Raw genomic sequence first — 20,475 nt, 5'->3', positions numbered from 1 at the left:
CCTCAGGCGCTCTGCTCGGAGCACGGGATCCTGTTCTTCGAGCGCGCGCTCCACAGGTGGAAATGGACACGATCATGGTCGACCGGGATTCAGCCGAGGGGCCGGCAGGCGATGTGCTCGGGAGAGCTCGCACAGGTGACGAGGACGCCTTCGCCGTCTTGGTCGAGCCGTTACGAGACGAGCTGACCGCGCACTGCTATCGGATGCTCGGGTCCTTCGACGACGCGGAGGACGCCGTACAGGAGACCCTGACCCGGGCGTGGCGGAGTCTGGCGCGGTTCGAGGACCGGGGCTCGTTCCGGGCGTGGCTCTACAAGATCGCCACCAATCGGTGTCTGACACTTCTCGGCAAGGCAGGTCGTCGTCGTGAACTCCCGACGGATCTCACCCCCGGCGGGGCGGCGCCGGCCGAGGTCCTGTGGCTCGGGCCGTATCCGGATCACCGGATGCGGTTCACCGCCGGACTGGATCCGGAGGCCCGCGCCCTCGCCTGGGAGAGCATGGAGATCGCGTTCGTGGCCGCGCTCCAGCACCTCCCCGCGCGACAGCGCGCGGTGCTCCTTCTCCGCGAGGTCCTCGAGTACTCGGCCGGTGAGACGGCGAAACTCCTGAACACCACGGTCCCTTCGGTCAACGCCGCCCTGCAGCGGGCGCGCAGGACCCGCGACGAGCACCTTCCGCGGGCCGGTCGAGGTACGGCAGGGCCGGGCGCCGATGAGATCGGCGTTCGCGACATCGCCCGCCGATACGCCGCCGCCTGGGAGGCCGGCGACGTCGAAGCCATCGTGGCCATGGTGACCGACGACGTGAGGTATTCGATGCCGCCGGTCCCTGCCGTGTACGTCGGCCGCGAGGGCATCCGTGAGTTCCTGAGCGAGGGCCCGCTGACCAGACGTTGGCGTTTCCTCCCGGTCCGGGCCAACGGCGGCCTCGCGTTCGGCACCTACATGTGGGACGACCAGGAGTCGGCGTATCTCGCGGCCGGCCTCGACCTCGTCATCCTGAAGGCGGACAAGGTCGCCGAGGTGATCTCGTTCCTGGACGCCGGCTTCTCGGCATTCGGCCTTCCCGAGCGTCTACCGCAACAGGTGCCGGACCGATGAGTTCCGCTCGTCGCCGGGGTTGTAGCTCCTGACGGAGAGATGCTCCGGAGCGGTGCCGTCGGCGCCGGTGTACCTCCTCGAAGGGGCAGGAGCCACCATGGATGACGAGCAGCGGATCCGCGAACTGGTCACACGCTGGGCGGCCGCGGTCCACGCCGGCGACCTCGAAACGGTCCTCGCCGATCACTCGCGGGAAATCGTGATGTTCGACGTGCCGCCGCCCTATCAGGGCGTTCGCGGCATCGACGCCTACCGGGACACCTGGCCGCCGTTCTTCGAGTGGCAGTCGCACGGCGCCTCGTTCGAGATCACGTCGCTGGAGATCACGGCTGGGGCCGGCGTCGCCTACGCCCACGCGCTGCTGCGCTGCGGAATGCCGCAGGATTTCGCCGCCGATCCCGAGAATCGGCTGCGTCTCACCCTCGGGCTGGTCAAGGAGGAGGGCCGATGGGTCGTCCGCCATGAACACCACTCATTCCCCGTCCGTTGAGGACGAGGCCGCATCGCCACGCGAGGCTGTCCGCGTCACACCTGAGCGGTGGGACGTACGACGACCTCGCTCACGTCGACGTCGGCCGGCTGCTCGATCGCGAAAGCGATGGCGCGGGCGATCGCGTCCGGCGGCATCGCGAACGTGTCGCGTGACTCTTCGAGCCGGGCCTTCACCTCCGGATTCCGCACGGATTCCGCGAAGTCCGTGCGAGTGAAGCCCGGCGAGACGATCGTCACGCGCAGTTTGTCGCCGGCCTCCTGGCGCAATCCCTCGGAGACGGCGCGGACGGCGAACTTCGTGCCGGCGTAGACCGACTGGTTCGGTACCACGCGATGTGCCGCCGTGGAAGCGATGTTGACGAAGTGCCCGGAACCCTGCCGGCGGAAGACGGGCAGTGCCGCCGCGATGCCGTACAGGACGCCTTTGAGGTTGACGTCGATCATCTGCTCCCAGTCCTCGACGCGGAGGTCGTCGAGAGGGGAGATCGGCATCACTCCGGCGTTGTTGACGAGGACGTCGAGCGTGCCGTACCGCTCACACGCCAACTCAACGAGACCGGCCACGTCGTCGCGCACTCGCACGTCCGTGCGGGCACAGACGGCTTCACCGCCCGCGTTCTCGATGCGGGCCGTCAGAGCCTTGAGGCGATTCGAGCGGCGGGCTCCGAGAACGACCTTCGCGCCGCGCTCGGCGAGGAGAAGCGCGGTGGCCTCACCGATTCCACTGCTCGCACCTGTGATTGCGACGACCTTGTCTTCGATCCCCGACATGAGGTCTTCCTCTCGTTCCATGTAAGAGACCTCTTACATGGATTCCAATGTAAGTTACCTCTTACAACGGGGGCAAATCGATCGCGAGAGGAGCTTCGTGGCCAAGCGCGGCGGCTACCACCACGGCGACCTGCGTGCCGCCCTCGTCGACGCCGCTCTCGCGCTGATCGCCGAGCGCGGCGTCGACGCACTGTCCGTCGCCGAGGCCGCCCGGCGCACGGGGGTGAGCGCGGCGGCGCCCTATCGCCATTTCCCCACCCGTCAGGCGCTGTTGAAGGCCACCGCCATCCGCGCGGCCGAACTCCTCGCCGCCGAGTTGCGGGACGCCCTCGCGCGTGACACGAGCGGCGACCCGTGCGAGGCGCTCGCCGTCACCGCCGGCGTCTATGTGCGGTTCGTCGCACGCCACCACGCCGGATTCGACCTCATCTTCGCCGACCAGTTGCGGCATCTCGGCGATCCCGACCTCAACGCGGCAGGCCGGGCGGTCATGGACGTCCTGCTGCCTCTGGCCATGGACGTCACCCGTGACGCACAGGCCGCGATCACCCTCCTCGAGAAGCACGTCGCCGCCGCCCACGGCTACGCCGTCCTCCATTTGAGCGGCTTCCTGCGGCGGCGCACCACCGATGTCGACGACTTCGCCGCCGGTGCGGCCGAAGTCAGCCGAACCCTCGCCGTCGCCGAGCGGCGATGAGGCCGGCCCGCGAGGCGGGACGACCCGGTGAACGCGGCTACTCCGATCTGCCGGGGACCGCGAGACCGGTTTCGTAGGCCGCGATCACGGCCTGGACCCGATCGCGCAGACCGAGTTTGGTGAGGACGTTGCTGACGTGCGACTTCACCGTGTGCTCGCTGAGCACCATGGCCGCGGCGATCTCCGCGTTGGACAACCCGCGCGCGATCATCTGGAGCGTCTCCTGCTCGCGGCCCGTGAGAACGGCGAGCCGTTCCGAAGGCGGCACGACAGAGCGGGTGACCGTTCTGGAGGTGAACTCGGCGATCAGCTTCCTGGTGACGGAAGGCGCGAGGAGCGACTCTCCGGCCGCGACCACCCGCACCGCGTGCACGAGATCGTCGCGACGGACGTCCTTGAGCAGGAACCCGCTCGCGCCCGCGCGCAACGCGTCGTAGACGTAGTCGTCCAGGTCGAACGTGGTCAGCATGAGCACCCGGCAGTCGGTCTCGGCGCACACGATGCCGGCCGCCTCGATGCCGTCCATCGTGGGCATGCGGATGTCGAGGAGGAGCACGTCCGGCCGGTGTTCACGGACCGCCGCGACGGCCTCGGCGCCGTCGCCCGCCTCGGCGACGACCTCGATGTCGGGCTGGGCGTCGAGGATCATGCTGAACCCGGCACGCACCAGTTCCTGGTCGTCGGCGACCACGATTCTCACGGTCATGCCCGCACCGGTTCCGCCAGCGGGAGCCGTACGAGCACCTGGAAGCCCGGACCGTCGGTGCGGGGGCCCGTGGTCGCGGAGCCGCCGAGGGCGGCGGCGCGCTCATGGATGCCGATCAGGCCGTTTCCGCCCGAAGGGAAGGACGCCCCGGAACCGCGGCCGTCATCGGTGATGCTGATCATGAGTGTGTCGTTCTTCCAGATGAGTCGGATGTCGGCGCGGGTGGCGCCCGCGTGCTTGACGATGTTCGTGAGGGCTTCCTGGGCGATCCGGTAGGCGGCGACCGCGATGTCGGGGAGCAGCGACCTGGGCTCACCCGACGTGGAGAACCCCACGTCGAGTCCGGTGTCGGCGACCTGATCGGACAGCCCGGCCAGGTCGTCGATGGTCGGCTGCGGCGTCCGCGGGCCCGTGTCCTCCTTGAGCGCGCTCAGCATGCGGCGGAGTTGGACCATGGCATCGCGTCCCGCGGAGGCGATCGCGTCGAACGCGGCCTCGGCGCGGGCCGGGTTGCTCCTGACCACGACGGGACCGGCCTCGGCCTGCACCACCATGAGGCTGACCGCGTGCGCGAGGATGTCGTGCATGTCCCGGGCGATCCGGGCCCGCTCACGCTCGGCGGCTCGTTCGGCCTCGGCCTGGCGCTCGTGTTCCAGTCGGACGGCCCGCTCCTCCAAAGCCGCGGCGTACGCGCGGGAGGCCGCGGAGGCACGGCCGATCGCGTACGCGGCGACGAACAGCACGATGCCGCGCAGCGCGGTGTCGGAGGAGCCGACCAGGAGCACGCCGCCGACGATGGTGATGACGAGCATGCCCACGCGATGCAGGGGTGGCGAGTAGGCGGCGACCGTGTAGATCGCGATGAGCCCGCCGTACCAGATCGGTTGTGCGGCGACCTGGTCCGCGAGGTCGTAGAGGGAGGTCGCGATGACGCTGGCCAGCAGCACGGTCACAGGAGCCCGGCGTCTCCACACGAGTGGTACGGCGGAGGCGAACACGACCACGTACCCCCACCAGTCCCAGGGGCCGCCGTTGGGATTCTCGCGGGACAGGAGCGGCCACATCTGCACGACCAGCACGAGCGCGGCGAGGGCCGTGTCCAGCCAGAGAGTCGGGAGGGAACGCAACCGGCTCTGAACCGGGGCGAGAAACGGCAAAGCGGACACGAGGTTCAATCTTGCCTCCTCTTTCGGACCTTCCAGTACGGCGAAGCCGGAAAACGCCGATCGGCGGCCCAGGTGAGGGCCGCCGTTCCGCGTCGTGTCACGCGGCGACGGGCAGGGGCTCGGCGGTACGGGATGTACGGGAGGCCAGACCGGCGAGCGGGATGAAGGAGATGAGCAGGAAGAGGGCCCCGAGCGGCATGAGGTCCTTGTCGAGGTTCGGCACGACGCAGTCGAGCAGGACCAGGACGGGCGTCCAGGCCTTGACACGACGCTGGACGGCGAGCTGGGCGACGATCGCGAACTGGCCGACGAAGAAGAGGAGCGGAACGACGGTGTAGACCACGAACAGGACGCCGGGGACGGCCTGGATCCGTTCGAAGTGGACGCCCATGGCGGCGTGGTCGGCGGAGAGGAAGCCGACCACCATGTCGATGGCGAACTGTGCGACGAGCGACACGATGCCAATGATCCCGATCGTGGCGCTCACTGTGGACAAGGTGTTCCGTCCCGCCATCCGGCGCATCTGCAGGAATGTCAGGACGAACATGGCCAGGGCCGCGATGAAGGCGAGGTGACCGGTGGTCCAGGCGAGGCCGGGGCCCCTCTCTCCGTCGAACCCATCGAAGATCCGGATCACTCCGTAGACCATGGTGAGCAGGGGGGCTGCGACGAACGCGATGCGGGGGTTCATTCGGGGGACTCCTCAGCGGTTTTGGTTACGTCTCAATGGTGGATTTCTCCAGCCAGAAAGACATCGCCGAGGAGAGCCATCTCGCCGCTCCCTCTCAGGAGGGGGTCCGACCCCCTCTCAGGACGGGGTCCGATCCCCTCTCGTGAGGGGGTTCCGCCCTCGTCGGAGGGGTCCGGCTCCCCCGCACCGGTGATGCCCGGGCACGACTGAGGGCGGGCGTCAGGGACGCCCGCCCTCGATCACCGCTCTTTCAGCGCTCTGTCGCGGTCCTCCGTCGTGTCACTGACCGGTGCCGCCGGTGCCCGGGCCGCCGTTGTCCGGACCACCGGTGCCGGGGCTACCGGTTCCCGGACCGCCGGTGCCGGGACCGCCGGTTCCGGGCCCGCCAGGGCCACCGGGGCCGTCGTTCGGCGGCTCGTCGATGTGGGGCGCGCATCCGGTGCCGCAGCCACCGAAGCGTGCGGTGTTCACCGGGGTGAAGTCCGTCGCCTTGGTGCCCTTCAGAGCGTCGATCATGGTGTACTTCCAGATCCGGCCGGAGATGTCCGCACCGAACACCGAGCCGTAGGTGACGCCGCCGATGGTGACGTTGTTCAGCTTGTGGGTGGCCGCTCCGCGAGGGTCGCCCAGGCTCACCGCGCCGGCGAGGTCGGGGGTGAAGCCGGCGAACCACGCGGTCGAGGAGTCGTCACTCGTGCCGGTCTTGCCCGCCGCGTCGCGGCCGATTCCACCGACGGCGCTCATGGTGCCCTGAGGGCCGAAGACTCCCGTCAGGATGTTCGCAGCCGCATCCGCGACCTCCGGGTCCAGAGCCTGCTTGCACTTGGGCTTGTACGTGGTGGTCTTGCCGCTGCGGTCGGTGATCGCGGTGACGGCCTGCGGCGGGCAGTACATTCCCCGTGCGCCGATGGCGGCGTACGCGGTGGCGAGGGTCACCGGATCCATCTCGTTGATGCCGAGCGTGAAGGTCTCGAACTCCTGCAGCGGCTTTCCGTCGGCGCGCTTGATGCCCAGCGACTTGGCGGTCTTGACCACGTTGCACAGGCCGACCTTCTGCTCCAGCGACACGAAGAAGGTGTTGACCGACTGCCAGGTGCCGGTCTGCAGGGTCTTGAACCCGCCTGAGCCCTCGTCGTTGGTGACGGTGTGGGTCGGGTCGCCGATGCTCTCGTCCTTGCAGTTCTTGAAGGCGGAATAGCCGGGCGCCGTGTAACCCGCGGGGCTCTGAATGCCGTCATTGAGCTTCCAGCCCTGCTTGAGGGCGGTGAGCAGCGTGAACACCTTGAAGGTCGAGCCGGCCTGGAAACCCGTGCCGCCGCCGTGGGCGACGTTGGCCACCACGTTGTAGGAGATCTGCTTCTTGCGTTTGTTGGTGCCGTACTTCCGGCTGGCCGCCATGGCCTTGATCTTGCCGGTTCCCGGCTCGACGAGGGCTTCGGACGCGACCGGGTTGTCGCTGGCGTAGACGCGGTCCTTGATGGCCTTGTCGGCCGCCGCCTGCATCTTCGGGTCGAGCGTGGTCTTGATGGTCAGGCCGCCGCGCTTGAGGAACTGGTCGCGGGCGTCCGCCGTCTTGCCGAAGGCGCTGAACGCGGGGTTGGTGAGGATGTCGGCGCGCACGTACATGCAGAAGTAGGGGTACTTGCTGGACTCGCATCCGCCGGGGAGGGGGGTGTCCTTGTACCCCAGCGGCTTCTTCTTGGCCGCCGCGGCCTGCTCCGGGGTGATCTTCTTGAGCTCCGCCATCCGGTCGAGCACGGTGTTGCGCCGCGCCAGCAGCCGGTCCTGGCTCTTCTTCCCGGCCGAGGGGTCGGTGCTGTTGGGCTGCTGTACTGCTCCCGCCAGCGTCGCCGCCTGGGTCAGGTTCAGCTTGGACGCCGACACCCCGAAGAACCGCTTGGCCGCCGCCTCGATCCCGTTGGCCCCCGCGCCGAAGTAGGCGATGTTCAGGTACTTCTCCAGGATCTGGTCCTTGGTGTACTTCCGCTCCATGCCCATCGCGTACCGGAGTTCGCTGAGCTTGCGCCCGTAGCTCGGCTGCAGGGCCTCCTCCTGCTCCTCCTTGGTCGTGGCCTTGTTGAGCAGCACCTGCTTGACGTACTGCTGGGTGATGCTGGAGCCCCCCTGGCTCACCCCACCCGCGATCACGTTCTTGGACAGGGCGCGGACCGTTCCCTCGATGTCGATCGGCCCATGCTGGTAGAAGCGGTAGTCCTCGATCGAGATGATCGCCGTCTTCATCACCTCGGCCACATGGTCGAGCGAGACGCTCACCCGGTACTGGTCGTAGAACTGGGCGATCTGGTGGCCGTTCGCGTCCACCACGGTCGACTTCTCAGGCAGCGGGGGTTCGACGAGGTCCGCGGGATTGATGTCCAGGTCGTTCGACGCGGTGACGATCCCGACGCCGATGCCGCCGATCGCCGGCAACGAGATCCCCGCCACCAGGCCGCCCCCGGCTACACCGAGCGCCAGGAGCAGCGCGACGCCTCGACCAATCCTTGTCCGAAATATCCCCCGTGTTGGCATGCAACTCAGGTTATTAGGCCAAAGGGACTTGTGTGGCTGCCATGGAACGGAACGTATGGGTCAATCCGGGCGACCTGTAGATCGACTTCCGGGCCGGCCCCAGTCACTCGTCCGGTACCGGACCGACGGCCGCCTCCGTAGTTTTCCTGTCCTGAGCACCCCCGCTGACATGGACGGACAGGGATCGTTGTGAAACTCATGGAAGGCCTCGACACCGCCGTGGAGCTGGTGTCGGTCACCAAGCTCTACGCCCACGGCGTCACCGCGCTCGACGACGTGACGATCGGTTTCCGCCACGGCACCTTCACCGCCGTGATGGGGCCTTCGGGGTCGGGCAAGTCGACCTTGCTGCAGTGCGCCGCCGGACTGGACAAGGCCACATCGGGTCAGGTCAGGGTCGACGGCAGAGACCTGACGTCACTGAGTGAGCGGAAGCTGACCCTGTTGCGGCGGAACCGGATCGGGTTCGTGTTCCAGGCGTTCAACCTCCTGCCCTCCCTGACGGCGGCGCAGAACGTGGGATTGCCGATGCGTCTTGCCGGCCGCCGCCCTGATCGCGACGTGGTCCGGCACAGCCTGGCCGCCGTGGGGCTCGAGGACCGTGCGGACCACCGTCCGGCCGAACTGTCCGGCGGGCAGCAGCAGCGGGTGGCCATCGCCCGCGCGCTGGTGACCCGGCCGGCCGTGCTGTTCGGAGACGAGCCGACCGGCGCCCTGGACACCAACACCACCAGGGACGTGTTGCGGCTGCTGCGCTCCCTCGTCGACAAGCACGCGCAGACGGTCGTGATGGTCACCCACGACCCCGCGGCCGCGGCGTACGCCGACCGTGTGGTGTTCCTGGCCGACGGCCGGATCTGCGGCGAACTCGCCGACCCGACCGCTGAGGCCGTGGCCTCCCGCATGCTGGCTCTGGAGGAGTCGTGCTGACCATCGCGTTGAGCACCCTGCGCACCCGCCTGACCTCATTCATCGGCACGTTCGTCGCTCTCGCGCTCGGCGCGGGGCTGATCGCCGCGATGGGCCAGGTCCTGGCCACCACCGTCGGCTCGCCCGACCGGAGCCCGCAGCGGTACGCGGCGGCGCCCGTCGTGGTGGTCCCCGACGACCGGCTCGTCGTGAACACCTGGCAGGGGCGGGAGAGCGCGCCGCTGGCCGAATCGCGTGGCGTGCCCGCGGATCTGGCGTCCTCCTTCTCCCGGCCGGTCGTGGACCGGGTCTTCCCCGCCCAACTCGCCGGTGGCCCCCCGGCCGCGGGGCGGCCCTGGTCCGCCGTTCGCACGGCGCCGCAGCGGCTCGTCGCCGGCCGGGCTCCCGCCGCCGACGACGAGATCGCGGTGAGTGCCGGGGCTCGCGCCGGTGACCGGGTCCAGGTGGTCACGGCCGAGGGCGCCGAGCCGTACACGGTGGTGGGCGTCACGGACGCGGGACCACAAGCGACGGTGTTCTTCACCGATGCCCGGGCCGCGAGGCTCTCGCCGAGGATCGACGCGCTCGCCCTGTGGCAGCCGGCGCAGGAGGTGCGCGCCGTCGTGGGGAACAGAGCGGTGGTGCTCACCGGACAGGACCGTGTCCTGGTCGACCCCACCCGCGACAGCGATGAGCGCGCCCGCAACAACGCCGACACGATCGTCGGCATCGCCGCCGGATTCGCCGTGTTCATCGCTGTATTCGTGGTGTCCTCCACGTTCGCGTTCGCGGTGGCGCAACGACGGCGGGAGTTCGCCCTGCTGCGCACGGTCGGCGCGACCCGCCGCCAGGTGCGGCGCATGGTGTACGGCGAGGCGGGACTCGTCGCGGTGATCGCGTCAGCGCTCGGCGCGGTGGCGGGCCCCTTCGCCTCCGGTCCGATCCTCGACTGGCTGACCGGTCTCGGGATGGCGCCGGAATGGCTGGTGCCGAGCCACGCGACCTGGCCGTCCGTCGTCGCGTTCACGACGGGGGTGGTGGTCGCGATGCTCGGAGTGGCGATGGCCGCCCACCGGGCCGGGCGTGTTCACCCGGCGGAGGCGATGCGCGAGGCGGTCGTCGAATCACGGGCGATGACCTGGGGCCGCTGGATCGTGGGAGGCGGCCTGCTCGGCAGCGCGCTGGTCAGCATGGGCGTGACCGCCGTCGCCGACCCTTCCGGAGCCTCGAACGACAAGTCGTTCATGCCGGTCGTGATGCTGCTCGTCGCCGGCGTCGGGTTGCTCGCCCCGGCCGCGGTGAGACCGGTCGCGAGTCTGCTGGCCGCGCCGCTGGCGCGCCTGCGCGGAGCGGGCGGCACCGTGGTGCCCGCCGCCGCGGCCGCCTCCACCAGGCAGACCGCCGCGACCGTCGCACCCGTGCTGATCGCCGTGAGCCTGGCCGCCGCGCTGCTCGGTGCCGCCGCGATGACGGACGACGCGAAGACGGCGATGGAGTCGGCTCCCGTTCGCGCCGACTACGTGGTCCAACCCACTGGTACGGCGGGCCTGGACCGGCAACTCGTGGAGCGCCTTCGTGCCATCCCCGGTGTGGACGTCGCCACCGTGGCTCCCACCAGCGTCTACACCCTGGAAGGAGCCACCGCACTCATTCAGCGCCCCACCGAGGCGGTCGACCCGACCACGCTTGCGGCCATGCTGGACCTGCCGGTGATCGAGGGATCACTCACCGACCTGAACGACGGCACCATCGTCGTCTCCGAGACGTGGGAGAGGAAGCTCGGCGAGACCGTGAAGTTGTGGCGGGCGGACGGCAGCGAGGCCTCACTCAAGGTGGTCGGACTGCTCGGCGCCGGCGCGCCGGCGGACTCCTACATCACCCCCGCGCACGCCTTCTCCGCACCTGTGACCACGGCCTACGTGAAGCTGCGCGCGGGCACGTCCCGGGACTCCGTGGATGCCCTGCTGAAGCAGGCCACCACGGGGCACAACGCGCGGGCGCTCACCAAGGCCCTCTGGACGGATGACAACGGCGCCCGCCGTAATTCCGCCAGCCGCCTCGGGCTGCTGGTGGTTCTCGGAATCATCCTCGCCTACACCGCGATCGCGCTGGTCAACACCCTGCTGATGGCGGCGTCCGACCGGACGGCGGAACGCGGGGCGCTGCGGCTCCTCGGCGCCACGCGCGCCCAGGTGGTGCGCTACGTCGTGGGAGAGGCGCTGCTGGTGGTGGCCATCGGGGTGGTCCTGGCCGCCGGCGTGGCCGCGGTCAGCCTGGCCGGGCTCTGGGCGTCGCTGGTCCAGATCGCCGGGCCGATCGCCATCAGCGTGCCGTGGCCGGCGATCGGAGCGGTGACGGGAGGATGCGTGGTCCTCGCCGTGCTCGCGTCCGTGACACCCGTCCTGTCGCGCGGCTAGTACTCGCCCAGGTCCAGCCTCGCCAGCTCGATCCTGGAGGAGACACCGAGCTTGGGGAAGGCCCGATAGAGGTGGTAGCTCACGGTCTTGGGGCTGACGAAGAGCCTGGCGCCGATCTCCTTGTTGGTCAGGCCGGTGACGGCCAGCCGTACGATCTGCAGTTCCTGGGGGGAAAGGTCGGCGAGCCGGTCGGGCGCGGCGGACGGCGTCGTGGCCTCACCCGCGGCGCGCAACTCGGCGCCCGCCCGGTCGGCCCACGGGCGTGCGCCGAGACGATGGAAGATCTCCAGTGCCGACCGCAGGTGGGTGCGGGCCTCACGTTTACGGCGCTCGCGGCGCAGCCATTCGCCGTACAGCAGCTCGGTCCTGGCTCGCTCCATGGGGCGTTCGCCCGGACCGTGGAGGCGCAGGGCGGCCGTGAAATGCTCCTCGCCGCCCTCCACCAGCGCCCGGCAACGCAGCAGCACCGCATCGGACCAGTCGCACCCAGCGGCGGTGGCCCACTCCGCGAACCTCGCCAGCGGCTCCTTCGCGCGGTCAGGTTGACCGGCTCGAACGGCGGCCTCCACCTGGTCGGCGCCGAAGTAGACGGCCTGGATCTGGTGGCGTACCGGTCCGGCCAGCGCGTCTTCAAGGCGGTCCAGGGCCTGCGTATGGCGCCCCCGGCTCAGATCGAGCATCGCCGACGCCCACTGCGCCCAGGCCAGGCCGTTGGCGATCCCGGTCGCCGCGAAGTGGTCGGCACACCGTACGGCCAGCTCCGCGCACCGGGCGTCGTCTCCCTCGACCGCGGCCACCCAGGCGAGGATGCCCTCCAGGTAGCCGGTCCGGTGAGGCTGGCCGATGTCCGAGGCGATCCGCAGCCCTTCCGACGCGTCGGCGAGTGCGCTCCTGAACCGGCCTTGATACAGCTCGGCGGAGGCGAGCGTGACGTACGCGACCGGCAGGAGACCGGTGACGCCCGAGGTCCTGCACTCCTCGACGACCGCGGCGGAGATCTCCCGCTGCGCCGCGAAATCACCGACGAGTCCGGCCACGAACGCGCCGTTGATCCGCAGGCCGTACGAGCCCCGCCTGATACGCCGGGCGTCCTCCACCAGCGGGCGCATGCCGGACAGGGCTCTGGCGGGGCCGAGGTTGAGCGACTCAGCCGCCGCGGCGACCGCGTGCACGGCGGTGTCCAGACCGTCCTCGGGGCCCAGCCGCAGAGACCGCAGCAGCGCGGCGGCCTCCGCGACGCGTCCGGGATCGCTGAGCTGCCAGGCGTTGCGACCCGCGTCCACCAGCATGAGACCGGCGGCCACCGGATCCAGGTCGGCGACCTGTTCCGCACCCGACACCAGGAGGTCGTGGGCGGTGTGGACCGAGCCCCGTTCGAAGGCGACCCTGGCGCGCAGTTCGGCGAGCCTCGCGACGGATCGCGGGTCGTCCACGAGGTGGGCCGCCCGCTCGGCCAGCCCCTGTGCCCGGTCGGGTGATCCGGCGTCCGCCGCCGCCACGGCGGCCTCGGTCAGCCGTCTGGCCAGCAGAGAACGGTCGGCGGTCAGCTCGGCGGCCCGTTCGAGAGCGGTGGCGGCGGCCGCGTGGCCGTGCCGTTCCCTGGCGCGTTCCGCGCTCCGCTCCAGCGCGGCGGCGGCCCGCTCGTCCGGGCCCAGCGCCACCGCGGCCAGGTGCCAGGCCTGCCGGTCCTCCTGGTCGTGGAGAGCCTCGGCGAGAGCCCCGTGTACGGCGAATCGCTGGTCGAAGGTGCCCGCGTGGAAGGCCGCGGCGCGCATCAGGGGATGGACGAAGCTCACCGCGGTCGCGGTGAGTGAGAGGAAGCCGGACCGTTCGGCGACGCCGAGCGCCTCGGCTCCGATGCCGAGCGTCGCACCCGCGCGCAGGATGACTCCGAGATCACCGGCGGTCTCGGCGGCGGCGAGCAGGATCATCAGCCGGGCGCCGTGCGGCAGATCGGCGAGGCGCGCGCCGTACGCCTCCTGGATCCTGCCGGGCAACGGCAGCGGGCTGTGGGCGTCCGTCGTCCGAGGCAACTCGATCAAGGCGAGTGGGTTGCCGCCGCTCTCCGCGAGGATCCGGGCTCTGATCCCTTCGGGCAGGTCGGGAGCGCGTTCTGACAGGAGAGCGGAGGCCGCCTCGGCGTCCAGCGGACCGAGGCGCAACTCCGGCAGCCCGGGTGACCGGAATCCGTCCCGCGTGGCGAAGACGAGCACGATCCCCTCGGCGTCGAGGCGCCTGGCCGCGAACAGCAGCGCTTCCGCGGAAGACTGGTCGAGCCAGTGGGCATCGTCCACCAGGCAGACGAGCGGGCCTTCTTCCGCCGTCTCCGACAGCAGGGAAAGGGTCGCCAGGCCGATGAGGAAGCGGTCCTCGCCCGCCGACCCGGCGAGGCCCAGCGCGCCCTTCAGCGCGTTGGACTGCGGCTCGGGGAGCACGGAGACAGAGGTCAGCACGGGTCGGAGCAACTGGTGCAGGGCGGCGAACGGCAACTCGGCCTCGGTCTCCACCCCGGTGCTACGCAGGATCCGCAGCCCGGTGGCCCGCTCGGCGAGGTGACCGAGGAGGGCCGTCTTGCCGATGCCCGGGTCGCCGTGGACGACGAGGACCCCGCTGCGACCCGCCCGCGCGCCGTCGAGCAGGTCATCGACGATTCGCCGGTCGTCGTCCCGTCCTCGAAGCATGATCTGCAATGTAGCGACTGCGCCGGACGATGCCGTCAACGGTCGCCGTGGACGAGAGTCACTCCTCGTCGGCGGCGAGGATGCTCAGCAGGGACAGAGCCTCCTCGGCTGAGCTGCCGGGGTCGGCGTGGCAGACGAAGAGCAGCACACCGGGAGCGCTCTGAACCGACAGCGTGTCGTGCCGGAGATTCATCGAGCCCAGCTCGCGATGGTGCATGTGTTTGTACTCGTCGGCGTGAACGTCCCGGTTAGACCACATCCGGCGGAAATCCGTGCTTTCCGAGGAGAGTTCGTCGACCAGGTCGCGCAGGGCGGGGGCGTCGTCGTCGGCTTCGGCGGCGGCGCGCAGGTGGGCCACCTTCGAGCGGGCTTCCCACTCCCAGTTGGGAAAGAACTCGTGAGCGCCGGGGGCGAGGAACGCGTGGCGCATCAGGTTGTCGGTGTGATCCATGCCTTTGAACAGCACGCGCGCCATGCGGTTGGCGGCGAGCACATCCAGTTGGTGGTTCACGGCGAACACCGGAGCGTGGTACCAGTTCTCCACGGTCTTCTGCAGATTCCGGGAGATCTGGTTCCGCTCCGATTGGTGCGCGATCCGGTACAAGTGATCGGCGGAGTCGGTGTCGAGGTCGTAGACGCGTGCCAGGGCACTGAGGACGTGATCGGGCGGATGGGATTCCTGCCCCTGCTCCAGCCGGGTGTAGTAGGCCGGACTGATGCCTGCCATGAGGGCCACCTCTTCGCGTCGCAATCCCGGCAGTTGCCGGTGGCCACGCAGCCGCATCAGTGTGTCCATCGGGGCCGTGTTGCGAAGGGCGCGAAGCAAGTCAGCTAGTACTTCCACTCCGTCACGTTATGGCGTATCCGGCCTGCTTACGAGGGGTGTGTCACACCCAGGATCGGAGGTCGGCCCGTCGGTTCACGGCGTGCCCCTACCACCATCAGCGGCCGCTGCGGCACCGGATCGCGACCACGGAGATCCAGAGCATCGCGGTGATGGCGACCGACCCCGGCGGCCATGTGGCCCCGGGGTGCCGCGCAGGGCCCGGCGTCAGTCGACGAGCGCCTGATAGACCAGTTGCCGCAACTGGGTGCGTATCGGGTGGGTGTTCGACGGGGTGAGCTGGGTGAGGAAGACGACCGTCACCTGTTCGGCCGGGTCCACCCAGAACGTCGTGCTCGCCGCGCCGCCCCAGTTGTACTCGCCCTCCGAGGCCAGGGCCTTGTGCTTCGCGGCGTCCTGCACCACCGCGAAGCCGAGCCCGAAGCCGACGCCGGCGTAGGGGACCTCGGCGAACACCGGCCGGCCGAACTCCTCGAGGTCGGCGCCGCCGGGAAGGTGGTTGCGGGTCATGTAGGCGACCGTGCGCGGGCTGAGCAGCCGGACGCCGTCGAGTTCGCCGCCGCGGAGCAACATCTGAGTGAACCGGTGATAGTCGGCGGCGCTGGAGATCAGCCCGCCGCCTCCTGACAGCGCCTTCGGCCGGTGGAGGGCGGCGTCGCCCATGTCGAGCAGGGTCGCACGCCCGTCCGGGCCGGCGGTGTAGAGCGAGGCCATCCGATCGGCCCTGCCGGCGTCGATGGAGAAGCCGGTGTCGGTCATCCCCAGCGGGCCGAAGATCCGCTCGGCGAAGAAGGAGTCCAGCGACTGCCCCGACACCACCTCGACCACCCGGCCGAGCACGTCGGTCGCGACGGAGTAGTTCCACTGCGAGCCGGGCTCGAAGAGCAGAGGCAGCGCCGCCCAGCGGTCCACGACCTCGGCGAGGTCGAGGTCCCGCGGCATGCCGCGGTTGAAGCCGGCGTTGCGGTAGATCTCGTCGACGACGCTGACGTGCTGAAAGCCGTAGACCAGGCCTGCGGTGTGGGTGAGGAGGTGCCAGAGCCGTATCGGTTCGGCGGCGGGCCGGGTGACCGGCTTGACCGCCATGCCCTTCTCATAGACCCGCATGTCGCTGAACGAGGGGATGAACCGGCTGATCGGATCGGTCAGCTCGAGTGCACCCTCCTCGTAGAGCATCATGGCCGCGACCGACGTGATCGGCTTCGACATCGAATAGATCCGGAAGAGGGTGTCGGTCTCGACCGGCGTCCCGGACGCCACGTCACGTGCTCCGTACGTCGACAGGTGCGCGATCTCGCCGCGCCGGCTGACCAGCGCCAGCCAGCCGGGGAGCCTTCCGTCGTCGATGTAGGACGCGAAGTGTGCGTCGATACGGCGCAGCCGGTCGCGGTCGAAGCCGACCTCCTCCGGATCGCAGGTGATTCTCAGCTCGCCCATGCCGCTCCCTCGCAGTCCGAGACCGGAAAATAGAACATGATTCTAGTCATCGGAACCGTTTTCTGCGAGAGAGCGGCCTGTCTCCGTCGTGACGGATCAGGTGGGCTCAGGCCGGCGACTGGACGGATCCGGTCCGGGAGGCCCGCTCGATCGCGTCGACGAGCCGGTGCCGTTCAAGGGCGTAATCGAAGCCGGGAACGGTGTCGGTGCCCTCACGCAGATCCTTGGCGAGGAACGCGTAGGTCTGGGCCACGCTCTGCGAAAGTCCGGACAGGGTTCGGGGGACCGGATCGAAGTAGTGAGCCGGCACGGCGATCTCGGCGACGGCGGTCTCCGCACCCCGGCCGCCTTCCAGCTGCAAATCCGCCACCTGCAGGTTTCCGTTGATGCCCGGCGCGGTCAGGATGAGGTCGCCATCGGTGCCGTTGATCTCCCAGCGCAGGTTGGGGCCGCGCGAGAACGCGCCGCGGTAGAAGACGGAGACGGCCGCGCCGTTGTCCAGCGTCCCCGTGACGGACACCTGGTCGGCCGTCGTCACCGGGATCGAGATCCCCTCGTCGACCACTCGTACTTCCTTGCGGCCGTTGACGAGGTTGGCCGAGACGGAGGCGAAGTCGCCCAGGGCGAAGTTCACCGCCTCGAGGGCGTGCAGACCCGCGGCGGTCAGGAGCGTCGCCCCGTTGGCGGCGTCGAAGATGTAGGCGTGGGCGCGGTCGGTCTCCTCCCCCCAGGAGAGACCCGACCCGATCAGCGTCGTGCCGAGCACCTGCCCGACGTAGCCTTCCGCGACCAGGTCACGCACATAACGGACCACCGGGGAGAAGCGGGCCTGCAGCCCGATCACCGTGCGCACGCCCGCGGCCCGGGCATGCTCGGTCAGGAGGGCCGCCTCACGGTGATCCACGCCGAGGGGCCATTCGCTGTAGACCATCTTCCCGGCCTCCAGCGCCGCGGAGATCAGGGCGTGATGGTGGGTGACCTTCACCGCCACCACGACCAGGTCGACATCCGGATGGGCGATCAGGTCCCTGTGGTCGTCGAACGCCGCCGGTACGCCGAATTCCCTCGCGGCGAGCTCGGCGGACTCGCGGCGCGAGGTGCTGATCGCGCGCAGTTCGTAGTCGGGCGACGCCTTCAGGGCGGGAACGTGACTGATGGACGCCCACCCGCCGGTGCTCGCCCCGATGATGCCTACGCCGATCTTCTTCATGTGCTTCCCCCAATGGTGGAACCGGCCGTGGTGCGGCCAGGTGTCGTGACGTGTGTCGTGAGGTGCCGGAGACGTGCCGGAGACGCAGCCGGCGGGTGAGTCAGAACTCGAGGACCAGTCGTCCCCGGGTGCCGCCGGCTTCAAGAAGGCGGTGGGCCTCGGGCGCCTGCTCGGCGGCGAACGTGGCGGCGACCCGCAAGGTCACCGCATGGGCATCCGCAAGACGCCGCAATTGATCAAGCTTGTCCCGGCGGCCGCGATAGTCGGGGACGTACACGGTGTGGAAGGTGATGCCGCGATCAGGCGCACCGAAGGGGCCGGTGCCGCGGAGGGCGGCGACGCCCCCGCCGTCACGCACCGCGCCCACCACGGGCGCCCCGATGAGCGCGCCGTCGGCCAGCCCGTCCACACCTTCGGGTACGGCCTGGCGGATGCGGGCGCCGACATCGTCGCCCCTCGCCACGACGATGTCCGCCCCCAGGGACCGGACCAGTTCCTCGTCCGCGGGTGAGGCGTCGGCCACGACGCGCAGTCCTTCCGCCTTCGCCAGTTGGACCGTGTAGCCGCCGAATCCGCCTGCCGCGCCGGTCACCGCGAGAGTCTGACCAGCCGACAGGTCCAGCAGGTCGAGTGTCAGGAGGGCGGTGAGTCCGTTCATCGGAAGGGTCGCGGCCTCGGCGTGACTCGTGCCGGTCGGCGCCCTGGTCACCCATGACGCGGGCAGGACCACGTACTCGGCGTAGGCGCCGCCGCTCGGGCCGTTCGGCATGACCATGGCCATCACCCGGTCGCCGATCCGCAGATCGGTGACTGCGCCTTCCCCGATCTCGTCCACGACTCCCGCGGCGTCCTGGCCGGGGATGTACGGCGGTCGCACGCCGGGGAGTGGGGTGAGGCCCGCCCGCATGAGCGTGTCCGCCGGATTCACCGCCGCGGCGTGCACGCGGATGCGCACCTCCTCCGGGCCGGCGTGCGGTTCCGGCACGTCGACGACCCGCAGCACGTCCGGACCGCCGAAGGTGAGAGCTCCCACCGCCTTCATGAGCGGCATCCGGCGTGTCGGGCCTGGTGCTCACACATCAGGAAGGCCACCCTCAAGCAGGTCGATCCGCAAGCGGGTCAACGTCACGGTGTGGATGCGCCAGCGGCCGTCGATCCGCCGATATCGCTCGTGGTAGTGGCCGTAGCCGTGCATCCCCTGCGGGGCTCCGCCGCTGTCGGGAAAGGTGATGTAGTCGTGCATGCCCCAGATCCCGGTGGCGACGTCGGGACCCGTGATCTCTATCTCGGGTGTGGACCCGCTGTGCACGGAAACGGCGTCGCCGAGCCATGCGCGGGTGACGGATATGAACTCGTCGAGTGTCCTGACGGTTCCGCCGATGTCGATGCGCGCGTCCGCCGTGAACAGCTCGCGGCAGGCCTCCCAGTCCTTGGTGTCGATGGAGCGGAAGTAACGCGCCTTGAGTTGCTTCACCTCCTCGACGTCCCACAGACGCCGAAGCATGTCGTCCTTCTCCAAAATCGCTCCCCCGTTGCACTGATTCGTGAGACGGCGACGGAGCCGCCTGTCCCATCCGTTCCTCTTAAAAATCTTGAATGATCGTTACATATTCAGGGCGTGAAAAACTCAGTCGAGGCAGCCCAGGGCCACCTCCACTGCGCTCATCAGATAGCGCCGGTCGGTGTTGATCGCGCCCATGATGCGCAGCCCATGGATGGTCGTCAGGAGGAACCGCGCCAGGCCCCGCGCATCGCGGGCACTCGTCACCTCGCCGCTCGCCTGGGCTCTTCCGATCACCTCGGTCAGCGCGTCCTCAAGGGACGCGGTCGTGTCCCGCACGCGCCCGGCGACCTCGGGATCATGAGGGAGCCGCTCGGTCGTGGCGCTGACGATGAGACAGGACTGGGTGCAGTCGTCATGCACGATCTCGTCCACCAGGCCGAGCAGCATGGAGCGAACCAGTTCGCGTGCCGGAGCCCCGCTGCCGAGCAGTTCGATCAGCGGCAGGGCGTACTGCTCGCGGTAGCGGTCCATCACCGCCAGATACAGGCCCTCCTTGCTGCCGAACGCCGCATACAGCGACCCGCGTCCGATTCCGGTGGCGTCGACCAGGTCCTGCACCGAGGTCCCCTCGTACCCCTTGTGGCGGAAGGCGGACATCGCCGCCTTCAATGCGGCCTCGGTGTCGAACTCCCGGACTCGTGCCATGCGAAGGACCGTACGCCTATCTGGAACGTACGGTCAAGTTTCCGGTACGGCCGGCTCGGGGTCTTTGCCGTCGGCGGCGACGGAGGAGGTCCGAGGTCAGACCGTGCAACTTCCCGCGACGACGGCGAGGTAGGCGTCCTGGAGACTCTGGCGCACCGTCTTCCCGTCGGGTGCCGGGTCGGCTGGGATGCCGAGGTGCTCCTGGCGAAGCTCGGCCATGAAGCGGTCCCAGAGTTCGGGGCCGCCCTCCCCCAGCACACGCGCCCGGATCGACAGTTCCTCGGTGACCGGCAGCCACCTGCTGCCCCAGGTGCCCAGCGCGGCCATGATCGGCACGAGTTCGATCGACGGCTCGGTCAGGCTGTAGATCGCCTTCTGCTTGTGGGTCGGGTCGTCCCGCTTGGTGAGCATGCCCAGGTCGACCAGCCTCTTCAGCCGGTTGGCGAGGATGTTGGAGGCGATCCCCTCCTGTGATCCGTTCAATATTTCGCGGAAGTGCCGCCGCCCGCCGAAGATCATGTCGCGGAGGATGAGCAGGCTCCACTTGTCACCGAAGACCTCGAGCGACAGGTTGATGGGACACCCCGAGCGGTGGGCCTGGGTCATCGAACCC

18 protein-coding genes are annotated in these 20,475 nt (G+C 69.5%); 5 read left to right on the top strand and 13 right to left on the bottom strand.

What is annotated here, in order from left to right; translation table 11 throughout:
• Positions 1 to 62: 62 nt before the first annotated feature.
• Together Pmi06nite_RS09995 and Pmi06nite_RS09990 are read left to right on the top strand one after the other, a co-directional pair.
• Complete coding sequence (locus Pmi06nite_RS09995; protein WP_239113788.1) at positions 63 to 1,103, top strand: sigma-70 family RNA polymerase sigma factor; 1,041 nt, start codon at positions 63 to 65, stop codon at positions 1,101 to 1,103.
• A gap of 97 nt (positions 1,104 to 1,200) precedes the next feature.
• Complete coding sequence (locus Pmi06nite_RS09990) at positions 1,201 to 1,593, top strand: YybH family protein (RefSeq protein WP_203952613.1); 393 nt, start codon at positions 1,201 to 1,203, stop codon at positions 1,591 to 1,593.
• 35 nt (positions 1,594 to 1,628) lie between these two features.
• Here Pmi06nite_RS09990 and Pmi06nite_RS09985 read toward each other — a convergent pair whose 3' ends face one another.
• Entirely contained in the window at positions 1,629 to 2,387 is a 759-nt protein-coding gene (locus tag Pmi06nite_RS09985; protein WP_239113787.1) for an SDR family oxidoreductase, read from the bottom strand.
• Between the two features lie 76 nt (positions 2,388 to 2,463).
• Here Pmi06nite_RS09985 and Pmi06nite_RS09980 point away from each other — a divergent pair, with 76 nt between their 5' ends.
• Positions 2,464 to 3,063, top strand: coding sequence for a TetR/AcrR family transcriptional regulator (locus Pmi06nite_RS09980; RefSeq protein ID WP_239113786.1), 600 nt, complete (start codon positions 2,464 to 2,466; stop codon positions 3,061 to 3,063).
• 37 nt (positions 3,064 to 3,100) lie between these two features.
• Here Pmi06nite_RS09980 and Pmi06nite_RS09975 read toward each other — a convergent pair whose 3' ends face one another.
• From Pmi06nite_RS09975 to Pmi06nite_RS09960, 4 genes are all read right to left on the bottom strand, one after another.
• Positions 3,101 to 3,769 carry a response regulator gene (locus Pmi06nite_RS09975; RefSeq protein WP_203952611.1) on the bottom strand — a complete coding sequence of 223 codons (669 nt, stop codon included), beginning with the start codon at positions 3,767 to 3,769 and terminating at the stop codon, positions 3,101 to 3,103.
• A complete protein-coding gene (locus Pmi06nite_RS09970; protein WP_203952702.1) occupies positions 3,766 to 4,935 on the bottom strand; it encodes a sensor histidine kinase in 1,170 nt (389 codons plus the stop codon). Before Pmi06nite_RS09970 ends, Pmi06nite_RS09975 begins: the two co-directional genes overlap by 4 nt.
• 97 nt (positions 4,936 to 5,032) lie before the next feature.
• A complete protein-coding gene (locus Pmi06nite_RS09965; protein WP_203952610.1) occupies positions 5,033 to 5,626 on the bottom strand; it encodes a hypothetical protein in 594 nt (197 codons plus the stop codon).
• A 279-nt stretch (positions 5,627 to 5,905) separates the two neighbouring features.
• Complete coding sequence (locus tag Pmi06nite_RS09960) at positions 5,906 to 8,155, bottom strand: transglycosylase domain-containing protein (RefSeq protein ID WP_203952609.1); 2,250 nt, start codon at positions 8,153 to 8,155, stop codon at positions 5,906 to 5,908.
• Between the two features lie 198 nt (positions 8,156 to 8,353).
• Between Pmi06nite_RS09960 and Pmi06nite_RS09955 the strand changes: the two genes are divergently transcribed.
• A complete protein-coding gene (locus Pmi06nite_RS09955) occupies positions 8,354 to 9,085 on the top strand; it encodes an ABC transporter ATP-binding protein (RefSeq protein ID WP_203952701.1) in 732 nt (243 codons plus the stop codon).
• Positions 9,079 to 11,481: an ABC transporter permease gene (locus Pmi06nite_RS09950; protein ID WP_203952608.1), complete on the top strand. Its 2,403-nt coding sequence runs from the start codon at positions 9,079 to 9,081 to the stop codon at positions 11,479 to 11,481. The genes Pmi06nite_RS09955 and Pmi06nite_RS09950 overlap by 7 nt, the downstream gene beginning before the upstream one ends.
• Here the strand turns inward: Pmi06nite_RS09950 and Pmi06nite_RS09945 are convergent.
• The 8 genes from Pmi06nite_RS09945 to Pmi06nite_RS09910 all read right to left on the bottom strand — a co-directional run bounded on the left by Pmi06nite_RS09945 (position 11,478) and on the right by Pmi06nite_RS09910 (position 20,468).
• Complete coding sequence (locus tag Pmi06nite_RS09945) at positions 11,478 to 14,162, bottom strand: helix-turn-helix transcriptional regulator (RefSeq protein ID WP_203952607.1); 2,685 nt, start codon at positions 14,160 to 14,162, stop codon at positions 11,478 to 11,480. The genes Pmi06nite_RS09950 and Pmi06nite_RS09945 overlap by 4 nt on opposite strands.
• A gap of 58 nt (positions 14,163 to 14,220) precedes the next feature.
• Positions 14,221 to 15,006 carry a helix-turn-helix transcriptional regulator gene (locus tag Pmi06nite_RS09940; RefSeq protein ID WP_275409556.1) on the bottom strand — a complete coding sequence of 262 codons (786 nt, stop codon included), beginning with the start codon at positions 15,004 to 15,006 and terminating at the stop codon, positions 14,221 to 14,223.
• A 207-nt stretch (positions 15,007 to 15,213) separates the two neighbouring features.
• On the bottom strand, positions 15,214 to 16,443 hold the full coding sequence (locus Pmi06nite_RS09935; RefSeq protein WP_203952605.1) for a serine hydrolase domain-containing protein: 1,230 nt from the start codon (positions 16,441 to 16,443) through the stop codon (positions 15,214 to 15,216).
• Positions 16,444 to 16,549: 106 nt separating this feature from the next.
• Positions 16,550 to 17,653, bottom strand: a complete 1,104-nt coding sequence (locus Pmi06nite_RS09930) for a Gfo/Idh/MocA family protein (RefSeq protein ID WP_203952604.1) — start codon at positions 17,651 to 17,653, stop codon at positions 16,550 to 16,552.
• 100 nt (positions 17,654 to 17,753) lie between these two features.
• Entirely contained in the window at positions 17,754 to 18,695 is a 942-nt protein-coding gene (locus Pmi06nite_RS09925; RefSeq protein ID WP_203952603.1) for an NADP-dependent oxidoreductase, read from the bottom strand.
• Between the two features lie 30 nt (positions 18,696 to 18,725).
• Positions 18,726 to 19,157: a nuclear transport factor 2 family protein gene (locus Pmi06nite_RS09920; RefSeq protein ID WP_203952602.1), complete on the bottom strand. Its 432-nt coding sequence runs from the start codon at positions 19,155 to 19,157 to the stop codon at positions 18,726 to 18,728.
• Positions 19,158 to 19,280: 123 nt separating this feature from the next.
• The gene (locus Pmi06nite_RS09915) at positions 19,281 to 19,862 is read right to left on the bottom strand and encodes a TetR/AcrR family transcriptional regulator (RefSeq protein ID WP_203952601.1); all 582 of its coding nucleotides are present in this window, start codon (positions 19,860 to 19,862) and stop codon (positions 19,281 to 19,283) included.
• Between the two features lie 96 nt (positions 19,863 to 19,958).
• A complete protein-coding gene (locus tag Pmi06nite_RS09910) occupies positions 19,959 to 20,468 on the bottom strand; it encodes a winged helix-turn-helix transcriptional regulator (RefSeq protein ID WP_203952600.1) in 510 nt (169 codons plus the stop codon).
• Positions 20,469 to 20,475: the final 7 nt, after the last annotated feature.

Source organism: Planotetraspora mira (assembly GCF_016863275.1).
Lineage (GTDB): Bacteria > Actinomycetota > Actinomycetes > Streptosporangiales > Streptosporangiaceae > Planotetraspora > Planotetraspora mira.
Note: the sequence above shows the minus strand (reverse complement) of the source record. Positions and strands in the feature narration are given on the sequence as shown.